The 12,999-nt window shown below is 63.8% G+C and carries 14 protein-coding genes; 11 read left to right on the forward strand and 3 right to left on the reverse strand.

All coding sequences use genetic code 11. From position 1 onward, the window contains the following. The 9 genes from VGL40_06950 to VGL40_06990 form a co-directional block, all read left to right on the forward strand. Positions 1-1,124 (forward strand): APC family permease (locus VGL40_06950; protein ID HEY3315002.1); only part of this gene is annotated, 1,124 nt, incomplete at its 5' end. Positions 1,125-1,506: 382 nt separating this feature from the next. Next, positions 1,507-2,550, forward strand: coding sequence for an ornithine carbamoyltransferase (locus tag VGL40_06955; GenBank protein HEY3315003.1), 1,044 nt, complete (start codon positions 1,507-1,509; stop codon positions 2,548-2,550). 38 nt (positions 2,551-2,588) lie between these two features. Then, positions 2,589-3,434 carry an arginine deiminase family protein gene (locus VGL40_06960; GenBank protein ID HEY3315004.1) on the forward strand — a complete coding sequence of 282 codons (846 nt, stop codon included), beginning with the start codon at positions 2,589-2,591 and terminating at the stop codon, positions 3,432-3,434. Positions 3,435-3,579: 145 nt separating this feature from the next. Next, a complete protein-coding gene (gene argF, locus VGL40_06965) occupies positions 3,580-4,518 on the forward strand; it encodes an ornithine carbamoyltransferase (protein HEY3315005.1) in 939 nt (312 codons plus the stop codon). 20 nt (positions 4,519-4,538) lie between these two features. Then, positions 4,539-5,387, forward strand: coding sequence for an arginine deiminase family protein (locus VGL40_06970; protein HEY3315006.1), 849 nt, complete (start codon positions 4,539-4,541; stop codon positions 5,385-5,387). A 181-nt stretch (positions 5,388-5,568) separates the two neighbouring features. Further along, the gene (gene arcC / locus VGL40_06975) at positions 5,569-6,594 is read left to right on the forward strand and encodes a carbamate kinase (GenBank protein ID HEY3315007.1); all 1,026 of its coding nucleotides are present in this window, start codon (positions 5,569-5,571) and stop codon (positions 6,592-6,594) included. Positions 6,595-6,798: 204 nt separating this feature from the next. Then, positions 6,799-7,077: a hypothetical protein gene (locus VGL40_06980; protein HEY3315008.1), complete on the forward strand. Its 279-nt coding sequence runs from the start codon at positions 6,799-6,801 to the stop codon at positions 7,075-7,077. Further along, entirely contained in the window at positions 7,070-7,585 is a 516-nt protein-coding gene (locus VGL40_06985) for a type II toxin-antitoxin system HicB family antitoxin (protein ID HEY3315009.1), read from the forward strand. Before VGL40_06980 ends, VGL40_06985 begins: the two co-directional genes overlap by 8 nt. Next, positions 7,582-7,944: a hypothetical protein gene (locus VGL40_06990; protein HEY3315010.1), complete on the forward strand. Its 363-nt coding sequence runs from the start codon at positions 7,582-7,584 to the stop codon at positions 7,942-7,944. Before VGL40_06985 ends, VGL40_06990 begins: the two co-directional genes overlap by 4 nt. Before the next feature lie 331 nt (positions 7,945-8,275). Here VGL40_06990 and VGL40_06995 read toward each other — a convergent pair whose 3' ends face one another. Genes VGL40_06995 through VGL40_07005 form a run of 3 tightly spaced genes read right to left on the reverse strand, consistent with a single transcriptional unit; the run spans position 8,276 to position 10,097 of the window. Further along, positions 8,276-8,581, reverse strand: coding sequence for a hypothetical protein (locus tag VGL40_06995; GenBank protein ID HEY3315011.1), 306 nt, complete (start codon positions 8,579-8,581; stop codon positions 8,276-8,278). Then, complete coding sequence (locus tag VGL40_07000; GenBank protein ID HEY3315012.1) at positions 8,538-9,869, reverse strand: amidohydrolase; 1,332 nt, start codon at positions 9,867-9,869, stop codon at positions 8,538-8,540. The genes VGL40_06995 and VGL40_07000 overlap by 44 nt, the downstream gene beginning before the upstream one ends. 48 nt (positions 9,870-9,917) lie before the next feature. Beyond that, on the reverse strand, positions 9,918-10,097 hold the full coding sequence (locus VGL40_07005; protein HEY3315013.1) for a hypothetical protein: 180 nt from the start codon (positions 10,095-10,097) through the stop codon (positions 9,918-9,920). 208 nt (positions 10,098-10,305) lie between these two features. Here VGL40_07005 and VGL40_07010 point away from each other — a divergent pair, with 208 nt between their 5' ends. Both VGL40_07010 and VGL40_07015 read left to right on the forward strand, forming a co-directional pair. After that, on the forward strand, positions 10,306-11,100 hold the full coding sequence (locus VGL40_07010; GenBank protein ID HEY3315014.1) for a response regulator transcription factor: 795 nt from the start codon (positions 10,306-10,308) through the stop codon (positions 11,098-11,100). Between the two features lie 3 nt (positions 11,101-11,103). After that, complete coding sequence (locus tag VGL40_07015; protein HEY3315015.1) at positions 11,104-12,936, forward strand: ATP-binding protein; 1,833 nt, start codon at positions 11,104-11,106, stop codon at positions 12,934-12,936. The last annotated feature ends 63 nt before the right edge of the window (positions 12,937-12,999 follow it).

Below are 12,999 nucleotides of genomic sequence, written 5' to 3' on the forward strand. Positions count from 1 at the left end.
CCGGGTGGTTCGGCATCCTCGTCAACCTCATCGTCTGCGCCTATGAGGTCGTCTCGATCGTCAGGATGCTCGAATTCCTCATCCCCTCGGTGACCGCCGTGTATTGGTACAGAGTATTGGGGTCGCCGGTCGGGCTGGCGACCATCGCCATAGGGATCGTCCTGGTCCTCGGCATCACGGCCATGCATTACCGGGGGGTCCGTTTATCCTCGGCCTTTCAGAACATCACCAGCACCACTCTGATGATCCTGGTCGCCATCGGCGTCATCGTGGCCTTTACGATGGGGACGTTCCAGAACTTCAAGCCCTACTTCGGCAAGCCGGTCTGGGCCGGGATCATCGCCGTCTCGACGATGCTGCCGTTCTCCTTGGCCGGTTGGGAGACGATCGCCAAGGGATCCGAGGAGGCGACCCGGGAAATGACCGGGACCGGCAAGTCGGGACGGACCGTTCCGATCGCCTGGATCATCGGTTGGTTCGCTTACGTGGCGACGCTCCTGGCCACCGGGATGGTCCTTCCCTGGACGGCCTCGGCTAAGCTGGACATTCCCTTCGCCAGCGGCCTCAACCAGTTGACCGGTTCGATCTATCCCGGGTTGCTGCTCATCGTCACCGCCACCATCGGTGTCATCGGGGTCTACAACGCCCTCTTCTATGCGGTGACCCGGCAGCTCTATGGGATGGCTCAAGCCGGAATGATGCCATCCTGGCTGGCGCGGGTCCACCCGACCCACAAGACCCCGGTCAACAGCATCCTGCTGGCGACGTTGATCCTGCTGATCGCCCCGTTCCTGGGGCGCAAGTTCCTGATCCCCCTGGTCGATGCGGCTTCCTTCGCCTACGTCGTGGTCTGGGGATCGACCTTCCTTTCGGTCATGGCCCTGGCCCGACGGACCGCCCGGTCAAAGAACCCCATCGCCCGGCCTGGGGGACCGCTCTTGCAGGTTCTGGGCTACGTCTCGATCCTCTTCTTCGCCATCGCCATGCTTTATCCGAAGAGCCCCGGAGCGCTGATCTGGCCGCTGGAGCACGAAATCCTGGCCGGCCTGATCGTCCTCGGCCTGATCCTCTACTGGCTCGGGCCCAGGGGCTCCACGGCCGGGCGAATGTCACCGGAACCGTGATCAGCTGGCGACGTTACGCCAAGCGCCGAGAAATGGACGGCAAGAACAGCAAACGCAGAGGCTGCCCGGAGGAGTCCTTCGGGCAGCCTCGGTTTTCATTCGCCTCGGGGCGCCGCGAGCGGCGGGGGTCAAGCGCGGTCAACTCCCGAATCCGGTCGAGCCGCGCACGGAAAGTGTTGGGCGGCACCTCAGCATCGAGGCCCGGCGACGAAAGCCCGCGGCCAAGGGTCAACTGGCGCCGGCAGTCGGCGACATCATCTGACCGCTTGAGCACATCATCTTGGCGGGCCTGGTTATTCTAGGACTGGTCCTGTGACTCCCTAAGGAGCAGCAAGACCCTTGACCTTGGGCGACACCACCACAGATAGAGGAGGTAAAGCAAGTGAAGACTCTCTCACTGCGCGGTCGCGATTTCATCAGCCTGATGGACTTCAGCCGGGAGGAAATCGAGACCATTCTGGATACCGCCAAGCAGCTCAAGCTGGATCGGGCCAACGGCATCCACCGTCACCTGCTCCAAGACGCGACCGTCTTCCTGCTCTTCTACAACCGCTCCCTGCGCACCCGGAACAGCTTCGAAGCAGGGATCATGCAACTCGGGGGGCACGCCAACTACCTCGACTCGGAGAAGGTCTACACCCCGGCCATCGAGGGCATGGAGAAGGCCTTCGTCACCGAGCGGGTGTCCGACGTGGCCCGGGTCCTCAGCCGGTTCGGTGAGGCCATCGCCATCCGCATCTTCGGCGACCCGGTCGGCTGGAAGCACGGCGCGGGCAATCAGTACATCCGTGAGTTCGCGAAGTGGGCCGACATCCCCGTCATCAACATGGAGGACGACCGGTTCCACCCCTGCCAGGGGATGGCCGATCTACTGACGATGCAGGAGAAGTGGGGCAGCCTCGCCGGCCGCAAGGTCGTCGTGTCGTGGGCCTATTCCCCCAGCAAGAAGAAGCCCGTCTCCGTCCCCCACACCCTCATGGTCGGCTGCAGCCTCCTCGGGGCGAACGTGGTCTTCGCCCACCCGAAGGGCTTCGAGCTGGAGCCCGGCGTCACCGCCCGGGCCAAGGAAAACGCCGCCCGTTACGGCGGCTCGTTCGAAGAAACCACCGACATGCGGGAAGCCTTCCGCAACGCCGACGCCGTCTACCCAAAGAGCTGGCCGAGCCTCGAGTTCCTGCCCCCGGCCATTGCCAAGCCCGACTTCGAGGGGATGGACAAGTTGTTTGAGCCCAACCGTGACTGGAAGGTCGACGAGAAGATGATGAGCCTTGCCAAGCCGGACTGCCTCTACATGCACTGCCTGCCGGCCGACCGCGGCTACGAAGTCACCGACGAGGTCATGGACGGCCCCCACTCGGTCATTTTCGACCAGGCTGAGAACCGGATGCACGCACAGAAGGCCGTCATGTCCCTGATCATGCGCTAAGAGATCCGGATACCACAAGAGAGGAGCGAGGTTTGAACATGGCTCAGTATAACTCACATGGCAAGCTCCGCCGGGTTCTCCTCTGCCCACCCACGTACTACAAGGAGCTGCCGATCAGCGAGATCGCTCACCGTAGCATGGACGAGGGCGACCCGGTCAAGATCGACGTCGCCAAGGAGATGCACGAGGAACTGGTGCAGGCCCTCACCGAAGCCGGCGTGGCCATCGAATGGGAGAAGGCCCTCGACGGTCACCACTGGCAGGTCTACACGCGCGACTTCGGCGCCAACACCCCGCAGGGCCCGCTGATCGGGAAGTTCAAGTACGAGCAACGCTGGGGAGACGAAGAGGCGGCCATTGAGTCCTTCGACCGGCTCGGCGTGAAGATGGTCGGCCGGGTCACCAAGGGTGCCGTCGAAGGCGGCGACACGTGGATGATCGATGACCGCACGTTGGTCATCGGCTCCGGCAACCGCTCGACCCTCAGGGGCATCGAGAACGCCGCCGAGATCATGAAGCCCCATGACGTCGAGGTCGTTCCGGTGGAGTTCCTCGCCAAGTGGAACCACCTGGACATGATTTTCTCCGTCGCCGCCGACAAGCTCGCCCTGGTCTGCGAAGAGGGTCTTCCGAACACCTTCGCCAAGTGGCTGGCCAACCACGGCTGGAGGACCATCGCCGTGCCCCTCGAGGAAGTCCTCAAGACCGGATGCAACGTCCTCGCCCTGGGCGACGGCAGGGTCCTCTCCTTCGAGGAGAACAAGGTCGTCAACGACATGCTGCGGGCCGAAGGGTTCAAGCTCTATACCCCGCACCTCCGTGAGTTCACCAAGATGGGCGGGGGCCCGCACTGTCTGACCTTCGAAATCGAACGCGACCGGTAAGAAAAGACACCCCAGCGGACGCGGCTGGTGAAAGATAGCCCCCGGAACCGGGGAGAATAGTGGCGAATTGGCCCGCCGACCGCCTGTCGCCCTTTGCGGCGGCAGGCGGCCCACGGGCCGACTGAACAAGGGGGCATAGTGGCAGATGGACGCACGCTTCAAGGGTCGTGATTTCCTTACCCTGATGAACTACTCAACGGAGGAAATCAACGCCTTCCTCGACACGGCGGCCGAGTTCAAGCGCCTGCGGTCGATGGGGGTCCAGCACGATTACCTTCGTGGACGCACCGTGGCCATGATTTTCGAGAAGAAGTCGACCCGGACAAGAACGTCGTTTCAGGCGGCCTGTTCCCACCTCGGCATGGACAGCTTCTACCTGCGCCCGGACGAGATGCAACTCGGGCGCGGGGAGCCGATCAAGGACACCGCCAGAATCATCGACCGGTACTGTGATGCGTTGGTCATCCGGACATACGGACAGAAGATCGTCGAAGAGTTCGCCCAGTACATGAGGAACCCCGTGATCAACGCCCTGACCGATGAGTTCCACCCGTGCCAGGGATTGGCCGACCTCCTGACCATCAGAGAGAAGAAGGGGCGGCTGCACGGCCTCAAGGTGGCCTACGCCGGGGACATCTGGAACGTCGCTCATACGTGGCTGGTCGTCGCCGGGAAAATGGGGATCAACCTGCACATGGTCTATCCCAAGGGGTACGACCCGCGGCCCGACGTGGTCGAGTCGGCCCGCCACGACGCCAAGCTCAAGGGGTCCGAGATCGTCCTCAGCAACAACCTCGCGGAATCGGCCAAGGACTGTGACGTCGTGATCGCCAACACGTGGCACAGCATGGGCGGGCCCGAGCAGACGAAGGAACAGCGGCTCAGGGACTGGGCGCCGTTCCAGGTGACCACCGACATCATGAAGAAGGCCAAAGATGATGCGATCTTCATGCACTGCATGCCGGCTTACCGTGGAGAGGAAGTAACGGAGGAGGTCATCGACGGACCGCAGTCGGTGATCATCGACGAGGGTGAGAACCGGATGCACACCGAGAAAGCCGTCCTGGCTCTGGTGATCAGCTGAGCGAAAGGGGTGCGAGGATAGTGGCTTACGTCAAAGACTCGTGGTCCAAGCTCGAGCGGGTTCTCCTTTGCCCACCCGATTACTTCAGCTTCCAACCCATTAACGTCATCACCCGCGCAGCCATGGAGCGCGGCGAGAAGGCCAAGCTCGACGAGTTCAACAAGGAATGGCACGAGTTTATCCAGGCCTACGAATCGGCCGGGGTCAAGGTCGAGACGGTTGATCCCCAGCGGGACCTGCCTTACATGATCTATGCCCGCGACTTCGGGGCCTGCCTGGCCGAGGGCGCCCTCATCGGGAGCTTCAGGGAACCGGTTCGCCAGGGCGAAGAGCATTGGTACGTTCAGAGGCTCCACGAACTGCAGATCCCGATCATCGGCCGGATCACCCGCGGCTCTCTCGAAGGCGGCGACTTCTGGTTCCTCGACGAGTCGACGATTGCCTGGGGTGTGATTGCCCGGAGCACGTCGGAAGGCGTGCAGAACGCGGCCGAGATCCTCCGCCCATATGGGTACGAAGTCATCCCCGTCCACTCGCCGTCCAGAAACCTACACCTCGACATGTGCTTTAACATCGTCGCTGACAAAGTGGCGGTGCTCGCGCCCGACGCCCTGCCGGAGTGGTTCCTGAAAATGCTTCGGAAGCGTCACTTCGAGCTCGTCCCGGTGCCGCAGGAGGGCGTCTTCAAGCACTACTGCAACATCCAGGCCCTCGGCAACGGTCGGGTCCTGACCTTTGAGGCCAACAAGGACGTCAACCAGTCGCTCAAGGCCCTTGGGTTGGAGGTCATGACCTCCCACCTGGTCGAGATTCTCAAGGGCGGCGGCGGTCCGCACTGCATGACCTTCCCCTTGAAGAGAGCGGATTAGCGCCTCATCGCCGGCGCCGGCGGTCGGCCTGGGTTCGGCCGGCCCGGAGGGTCCGACTGGTCATGCCCCATGACTCCGCGGCGGGGGCAGGGTTCAGCCCTGTCCCCACGTGGTTTTTTCCCAGGCGGCTTTTCCCGATCTCAGACCTCGGAACGAAGTACAGAAGCGGAGGCGGAGTCCCGTGTCCGATCGTCAGACCATTGAGCCCAAGACAATCGTCGTTGCCCTGGGCGGGAACGCCATTCTCCGGCCCGGCCAAAGGGGTATGGCGGAGGAGCAATCGGCCAACGTCGAGCAGACGTGCCGTCAGATCGCTCAGATGATAAAGGCTGGTTACCGAGTCGTCATCACCCACGGCAATGGGCCACAGGTTGGCAGCCTCCTGATCCAGAACGCCGCCGGGCAGGCCCTGGTCCCGTCGCTGCCCATGGACATCTGCGGTGCCGAAAGCCAGGGCCAGATCGGCTACATGATGCAGCAGAGTCTCCAGAACCAACTAAAGGACCTGCGGATGGCCACTCCGGTCGTCAGCCTGGTGACCCAGACCGTGGTCGACGCAAGCGATCCGGCCTTCGCCAAGCCGACCAAGCCGGTCGGGCCGTTCTACACGGAAGCCGAGGCCAGGGCGGCGATGGCCGAGAAAGGTGAGGTCTGGACCGAAGATGCCGGCCGGGGCTGGCGAAAAGTCGTCCCTTCGCCGAACCCCCTACGCATTGTCGAGCAGCCGGCGATCCGTGCGCTGGTCGAGGCAGGAATGATCGTGATCTCCACCGGTGGTGGCGGAATCCCCGTCATTGATGACGGAGGCCACTACCGCGGAGTGGAGGCGGTCATCGATAAAGACCTCGGCGGCGCCAGGCTGGCCCTCGATGTCAAGGCGGACGTCTTCATGATTCTCACCGACGTCTCGAAGGTCGCCCTGAATTACCGGACGCCGCAGCAGGTCAACGTGGACCGGATGACCCTTTCGGAACTCGGGCGATACCAGACGGAGGGCCATTTCAAGGCCGGCAGCATGGGCCCGAAGGTCGAGGCCGCCCGCCGCTTCGTCGCCGGAGGCGGTCATGTCGCGATCATCGCTTCACTCGCCGAGGCCCTCGAGGCCCTTACCGGTCGGGCCGGGACGCGGATCGTGGGCGACGAAGGCGCCCCTCGGGCGGGTGGAGACGGAACGGCGACGACAGAAACGGCAGCCGTCGGCCGGTAGGGCCATCGACGGCACCATCCGACCTCATCACCTTCTCCACGGCACTTGCTGCTGCCCTTGGAGCAGGTAGCCGCTCATACATGCATCTCTGATACTTGAGGTGGAACCGCCTGCTCCGAGGGCCATCATGATAGGTAAGCGAATCCCTCAAGAAATAGTGGCACATATAGTGTCAGCGGGGTATAATGAGAGCGGGGCGGTTGAATGGGCAACTATCGGGACAGCATCAAGAAGATGCTCGATAGCCCCTGGAAGGTTACGGTTCACGATATGGAGGTTGTGGCTGAGGCCCTGGGGGTCGGAAGAAGGGAGCGCGGCCACCAGGTCTTCAAGAGGGAGAGCCGGAGGCCCGTCCCGATACCGCGCCCCAAGCAAGGCAGGAAAGAGGTCGACAGGGTTTACGTCAAGCAGTTCCTGGAGCTAATCTGGGACTTGATACCCTGGGACCTCATTCAACCCGAGGATGGTGGCAAACATGGATGAAACCAACAGAATCACCTATCCTTTTATGGTCCGCCAGGTGGAGAACGACGAGGGCAAGCTGGTTTGGGAGGCAGAGGTCCCCGATCTTCCCGGCTGCGCGGCTGGGGCAGACTCCGCTACTGAGCTTGTTGACTTGCTTTCGGAGGCCATTGATGACTGGATTGCCGTGGCCAAGGAGATGGGTCAAGACATACCTGAACCAAGTGGGGATGAGGAATACAGCGGACGCATTACCGTTCGGATGCCACCGTTTATTCACAGGCGCCTCGTTCAGCTGTCGAAGCTCAACAAGTCAAGTCTGAACTCATTTATCTTAGCAGCTCTGTCGCATAGAGCAGGTGAGCCCGAACCTGCCCCGCAGTTTGCTTCGGTACCTTACCTCGTCCTGCCCGTGGCCGGCCAACCCCCAGACGCTCTTGAGATCATGTTGACGCCACTCAGTACCGGGGATAGCTCGTCGATGCCGAATCGTATCGGTCCTTATCTTAGAAGGGGGCAATCCCGTTGATGAAAAAGCCAGGGACAGAAGCCCACAAGACCGTTCCCGTTGAATTTCAGCGTCTGCCCGTTGCGCCCATCGTCTATGCGCATGGGGCCTGGGGAGGGGTTGGTCCTCGCGGCGATGTGATAGCCAACTTCTATGTCGACGACCAATTCCTTCCCAACCTGGTCATCACTCCGACCGAAGGTGGCACGTTGCGGGAAGTCCGAACGGAGGATTCAAAGACCCTCAGAATCACGCGGAGTATTGTCGCGACTGTGCTACTTAACCCACAGGTGGCCCTAAGCGTTGGAGAATGGCTGGTCCAGAAGGCCAAGGAGGCTAAGGCACACTCTGCCGACGTCACCCCTGAGCCCGCCGAGTAGAGTGTTGCTGATCATTCTGCCAATCATCTCCTGATGCCGGGCAGGGAATGGACAGCACCCAGGAGTAGCGCGACCTGCAAGCCCAGCCAAACCACAGAGGAGATCACTTACCGACACTGCCCACAACGCGTGCCGCTTGACTCACCTTCAAGAGGTCGGTGGTTCGATCCCAGTACCGCCCACAACAATGCAGAAAGCAGGCTCGGATGTCATTCTGAGCCTGCTTTCTGCTTCGTGACCCTCAACTACTGGGGGGCGGTCACCGAGGCGGACTCACAGGCCTGCTCGAACAGGCGCAGGTGAGCCTCCTCATCGGCGATGACCCGCCTGATCAGTTGCTTAGCCTCGGGCGTTCAGAGACCCTCGACCGGGGGACCGCCGGCGCGAACTTGATCATGGCGGCCATCGCCAGGGCCAGCCCGGTCAGCAGGGTACTGGTGACGAAGAGGAGGGGGAAACCTCGGCTCCCGACGATGGCCAGACCGAGGAGAATGAAGAGCCGCCGCCCGTGCGAATCCAGGGCCGCACCGGTCAAAGGCCGGATGACGATGGCGGCGACGGTGAAAAGGGCGATGTTGAGGCCGACGGTGGCGTCATTGCCACCTAGCCGTTCGATGTAGACCGGCAGGGTTGGCATGAGCACCTGGAAGGCGGTGAAGAGGGCCAAGCTGGACCCGCCAAGGAGGATGAAGTCCCTGGTCCAAATGGGCTGACGTGGCCACCGAAGGGCGGGGGGAAGAGCCTGGCGACGGGACGGACACCTCAGCGGCCCAGGAAGGCTTTGGCGAACCCGACGTGCATCTTGACCCCGACCGCCAAGGCATCTTATCGATGGTGAACTGCGGATGGTGGTTGGCGTAGACAGCCCCCTTGGCCTCGTTGCCGGCACCGAGGCCGATGAAGACGCCGGGGATCCGGGAGGCGAAGAAAGAGAAGTCCTCGCTGCCCATCATCGGGGCGAAGTCGGTCATCTGCCCCGGCCCGGCCACTCCCGCGGCGACCTGGCGGGCGAGCTCAGCGAGACCGGGGTCGTTGACCGTCGGCGGGACCATCGTGTTGTAGAGGAGGTCGACCTCGACCCGGTGGGCTTGGGCCGTCCCCTCCACGATCCGCTTGATCTTCTCCTGGACGAGCCCCCCGAGTTCGGGGCGGAAGTAGCGGACGGTGCCGTCGAACCAGGTCTCGTCGGCGATGATGTTGAAGCGGGTGCCGCCGTGGATCTGCCCGACGGTGATGACGACCGGATCCATCGCGTCCATCTCGGCGGTGACGATGGCCCGGATACCGGTGAGCATCAGGGCGGCCGGGAAAATGGAGTCGACGGCCAATTGGGGCATGGCGGCGTGGCCGCCCTTACCCTTGACCGTGACCCTGAAGAAATCGGCGCCCGCAGCCACCGGGCCGGGAAGAATGGCCACCGTCCCGGTGGGGAGGAGGCCGCCGGTCGGCGCGTTGGCGAAGACGTGCATCCCGAAGATGGCACCGACACCCTCGAGGGCTCCTTCGGCGATCATCATCATCGCCCCGGTGGCCATCTCTTCGGCCGGCTGGAAGAGGAAGACGACGTCGCCGCGAAGCGCATCGCGCCCCTCCGCCAGCTTGCGGGCGGCGCCGAGGAGCATCGCCGTGTGGGCGTCGTGGCCGCAGGCGTGCATCAGCCCGGAATTCTCCGAGGCATAGGGGAGCCCCGTCTTCTCCGTCTGCTGGAGGGCGTCCATGTCGGCCCTTAGGGCCACTGTCTTGCCGGACTCGCGCCCGTGCAGCCGCCCGATGACGCCCGTTCCGGCCACCCGCCGGGTCTCGATTCCAAGGGAGCCAAGGATCTCCTCGACCCTGGCCGCCGTTCGTTGTTCACTGTGACTTAGTTCGGGGAAACGATGGAATTCGTGTCGTAGGTCGATGACCCAGGAATCAAGATCAGGCACCGGTTGTCCTCCTCTTGAAATCGCGCCATTTCCGGGTCCATGAAGGGTCTATCCAGTCACCCGGCCCTCGCCGGGACTGCGTCCGAAGGTGAGATAAAGGGCCAGGGCCGCCGTCCCGGGGACGACGCCGAGGACGAGCGTGGTCCCGTAGCCGAGGCGGCCGGCGACCAGCCCGCCCAGCACCGAGCCGACGGCGACCCCGAGGTCTAAGAAGGAGTAGCAGGTCACCTCATGTCCGAGTCCCGAAGGGAGCGGCCCTTCGCCTGGCCGGGTTCCAGCGGCTTCGCCTGGTCAGCTCTTGGAAGCATCATATACCGGGGAAAGTCATCCGGCAAGACGTCGGCACCAAGTCCATTGACCGGCCGGGCCGAGGGATTTCCGTTTGGGCGGAGAATCAAGTGGTAGGCTATAGTCGGTTGAACGAGAGAAGCGGTGGGTGCGGGTGGCGGAGAAGATCCTCGTCGTCGATGATGAACCGTCCCTGGTCCAACTGGTCGAGTATAACCTCAGGCAGGCGGGCTTTGACGTGGTCACGGCGCTTGACGGAGAGGCGGCCGTCGAGGCGGCTGGTCGGGAAAACCCGGACCTGATCGTCCTTGACTTAATGCTGCCAAAGCTCGACGGGTTCGAGGTCTGCCGGATCATCCGGCGGAAGATGACCATCCCCATCATCATGCTGACCGCCCGTTCCGATGAGGTCGACCGGATCGTCGGCCTGGAACTCGGCGCCGATGACTACGTCGTCAAGCCGTTCAGCCCTCGGGAGCTGGTGGCCCGGGTCAAGGCCATCCTCCGCCGGTCGGCCCCGGAGCGGACGGCCGGTGCCTCAGCCATCGCGGACGGTGGACGCCAAGCTGACGGAGGAGGGCCCGCGGCCGGGAGCGGCGCGGCCCGCCGCTCGCTCAGCGCCGGGGATCTCTTGATCGACCTCGACCGCCATTCGGTCACTCGAGATGGACAACCCATTCCCCTGACCTACACGGAGTTCAAGATCCTTTCGACCCTGGCCGCGTCGCCGGGGATCGTCTTCAGCCGAGACACCCTCATGAACCGGGTCTGGGGGGAGGATTTCTTTGGTGATTCGCGGACGGTCGATGTTCACGTCCGACACCTTCGACAGAAGCTGCAGGAAGCCGGCGCCGATGAGAGCCTCATTGAAACCGTCCGCGGGGTGGGCTACCGGTTCCGGGAAGCCCCGTCAGGCACTCCCGCGGATGCGGGGAAGGAGTAGCCCGTGAGGACCATCAGGGGACGTCTGGCAGTCACCTATACCATCCTCATCGCCGTCTCGCTGGCGGTGGTCGGAGCAGTCTTGGCCGACTTCTGGGCTCGCAGCTACCGAGCTGAACTCGAGGCATCGCTGTTCCGTCAGTCCGGATTGGCCCAACAGGTCGTCACCCCGGCGATGGGAGTCCCCGCGGCCCGCAGTCCGGCCCTGGATGTGGAGACCAAGCGGGCCGGCGAGGCTCTGGGCGTGCGGATCACGGTGATGGCCAGGGACGGGGCGGTCCTGGCCGACAACCAGAACGACCCGGCGGTGATGGAGAACCATGCCGACCGCCCTGAATTCGTCCAAGCCCTCAGCGGCGGCCGAGGTACGGCCGTGAGGCCGAGCGCCACCATGGGTACGGACATGCTCTATGTGGCCACCCGCCTGGACGGGCCGGGCGGCTCGGGGACCCTGGGAGTCATGCGCCTGGCCGTCCCGCTCTCGGCCGTCGCCGCCGGCGCGGGCCGATTCTGGTGGATCATCGCGTTTTCCGCTTTGGCCGTGGCGGCCCTTGCCGCCGTGGCCGCCTTCATCCTGGCCGGGAACCTGACCCGGCCGATCGCCGAAATGACCGAGACCGCCGACCGGTTGGCCTCCGGCGACTTCTCGGCCAGGCCCCCGATGATCGATCGCTGGCCGGCCAGGGCCGGGCCGAAGACTGACGGGGCTCGACGCCATCGCGACGAGCTGGCCCGCCTGGCCTCCGCCCTGGAGAACATGCGCGATCAACTGCGCGCCCGGGTGGACGAGCTGACCGCGGCCAAAGGTAGGTTCGAGGCCGTCCTCCTGAACATGGCCAGCCCGGTGATGATGACCGACCGGACTGGGGCGATCCGGATCGCCAACCCGGCCGCCGAGCAAGCCTTCGGCGGGCGGGCTTCTTCGTCCGGCAGTGCGGGACTGATCGGACGCGATTTTCTCGAGGTCGTCCACAGTCCGGAACTGGCCGACCGAGCCGACGAGGTGCTCGCCTCCGGCACCCCGGAAGTCGTGCCCGTCGGCCTGATCAATCCCGAGCGTTGGTACAACGTAAGTCTGGCCCCGGTTCGGGGGGAAGGCGGAGCCGTGGTCGGCGCGGTCGCCGTCTTCAGTGACGTCAGCGCCATGCGCCAGGTTGACCGACTCCGCCGGGACTTCGTGGCCAATGTCTCTCATGAGTTGATGACCCCGTTGACGGCCGTCCGGGGATTCGCCGAGACCCTCCTGGAAGGGGCCGCCGACGACCCGAAGACCAGCCGGGAATTCGCCAAGATCATCCATGATGAGTCCGGCCGGACGATCGCCTTAGTTCAGGACCTCCTCGAACTCTCGCGCCTGGAGTCAGGGCGGGTTGAGATCCACCCGAACCAGATCAACGCCGGCGTCCTCGTTGATGAGGTGATTAGGGTCCTCGGCCCGCAGGTCGAAGCGGCCGGCCTGACCCTCACCAACGCCGTTCCCGGAGACCTCGGGCCGGTCACCGCCGACCAGGAGCTCCTGCGCCGAGTCTTCTCGAACCTCATCGGCAACGCCGTGAAGCACACGCCGGCCGGCGGGCGCATCCGGGTGGCCGGCGAACGACGCCGCGGAGAGGTTCGATTCCTGGTCGAAGATACTGGTTCGGGCATTCCCAGGGACCAGTTGACCCGGATCTTCGAACGTTTCTACCGGGTCGGCCGAGACCGCAGTCGGGCCACCGGTGGGACGGGGCTCGGACTGGCCATCGTCAAGCATATCGTCGAGGCCCACGGAGGCCGCGTCTGGGCGGAAAGTGAACCCGGCAAGGGATCGCGTTTTTGGTTCAGCCTGCCTACGTAGAATCCGCCCTTTTCTGACCCTTGTTAACATGACCTTAACACCCGCCTTAACGTGGGCATAACG

The organism is Bacillota bacterium (assembly GCA_036504675.1).
In the GTDB taxonomy this organism is placed as follows: Bacteria; Bacillota; Sulfobacillia; order JAJYWN01; family JAJZPE01; genus DASXUT01.

Excerpts from the sequence above, each read along its gene's own strand:
- VGL40_06960 (HEY3315004.1), top strand. The coding sequence starts at position 2,589 with ATGGCTCAGTATAACTCACATGGCAAGCTCCGCCGGGTTCTCCTCTGC.
- argF (HEY3315005.1), top strand. The coding sequence starts at position 3,580 with ATGGACGCACGCTTCAAGGGTCGTGATTTCCTTACCCTGATGAACTAC.
- VGL40_06980 (HEY3315008.1), top strand. The coding sequence starts at position 6,799 with ATGGGCAACTATCGGGACAGCATCAAGAAGATGCTCGATAGCCCCTGG.
- VGL40_06985 (HEY3315009.1), top strand. The coding sequence starts at position 7,070 with ATGGATGAAACCAACAGAATCACCTATCCTTTTATGGTCCGCCAGGTG.
- VGL40_06995 (HEY3315011.1), bottom strand. The coding sequence starts at position 8,581 with ATGCCAACCCTGCCGGTCTACATCGAACGGCTAGGTGGCAATGACGCC.